This is a genomic window from Elioraea sp. (assembly GCF_051860475.1).
In the GTDB taxonomy this organism is placed as follows: Bacteria; Pseudomonadota; Alphaproteobacteria; order Acetobacterales; family Acetobacteraceae; genus Elioraea.
Map to the genome: position 1 here is coordinate 2,292 of NZ_JBHYDW010000246.1, position 1,187 is coordinate 3,478.

At 73.4% G+C, this 1,187-nt stretch carries 1 protein-coding gene; it reads right to left on the bottom strand.

The window, feature by feature from the left end:
• Positions 1–79: 79 nt before the first annotated feature.
• Positions 80–1,187, bottom strand: a 1,108-nt coding sequence (locus ACTIFU_RS23160) for a hypothetical protein (RefSeq protein ID WP_439580689.1), incomplete at its 5' end; no start/stop codon positions are given.

Genomic DNA, 1,187 nt, shown 5'->3' on the forward strand with positions numbered 1-1,187 from the left:
AGCCCGGTCGCCGCGAGCCGGAGCAGCAAACCGGCTCGCGCACGGGTTGCCAGGCGCGGCAGCCCCGTCAGCAGCCCCGTCATGCGACGGCCGCGACCATCGTATTGGCCGGCACGACCGGCACGGGGAGGGCAGGGCCCGGGCCGGGCTCGGCGGTCGGGCGCCGATGCGCAACCCCGAGCAGGCTGCGGGCCGCCGCCGCTGCGCGCAGCGCCTCTTGGGGCAGGATCGGGGCAGTGACATGCATCGCTGCCTCCGCCATCGCGAGCGGCGAGCGGGTGAACAGGCCGCTGATCGCGATCGGGGGGAGCCCCATCGCAGCGAGATCTGCCGCCCCGCCCACGGCGCTGACGGCGTCCGTCGCGGCGAAGACCAGCCTGCCGAGCAGCAGCGACCTGAGGGCGGCAGACGCCAGCAGCGCGCGCGATTGGGTGTGATACAGGCCGTCGGCGATCTCCAGCACGGCGGCATCGCAGCCGCGCTCGGCGAGCGCGGCCGTCAGCCCGATCGCGATCCGCTCCAGCTGCGGTGAGGCGACGCCGAACGTGGTGGCGAAGCCCGCATCGGTGAAGTCCAGCACCTCGGCCGCTCCGGCGTCGCGATACAGGTTCGGATCGCCAAAGGCGCCGGTGCCGGTGATCTTGGCCGCACCCACCCGCAGCCCGCTTGCGACGAGGCCACGGACGATCGCGGCAACGGTCATGGTCTTGCCGGAGTTCATCGACGTCCCGACCACCGCGATCGTCGGGATCTGCGAGGGCAGCGACGACAGCGCGATCGCGGCGTCGCGCAGATTGACGGGCCGGCCATCCGCATCCGCGAGCAGCGCGATCGGCGTGAGCGCGGTCGGCGGCCCGATCTGGTCATGCTGCTGCTCAACGCGGCCGGCGATCCCGCCGGCGGCGGCGAGTTCGCAACCCGCCGGATCGATCTCGGCCCGCGCCAGAAACTGATCCGGCGCATAGCGTGCGCCGACCGCCAGGATCAGCCGGTCGCCGGGGAACAGCGTTGAGAGGCGGCCGCTCGCGAGCTGGATCGCCTTGTGGTGGCCGACCTTGCGCACTTCGGCGAGCAGCAGGTCGCCGGCGGCGGCGCGTGCCACATCGGTCGACAGGCGGGCGATGCGGTCAGGCGCGATGCGCCGCGTGGCGTAGGCCCATTTCGCGTCCGACAGCGTGGCGCCGTGA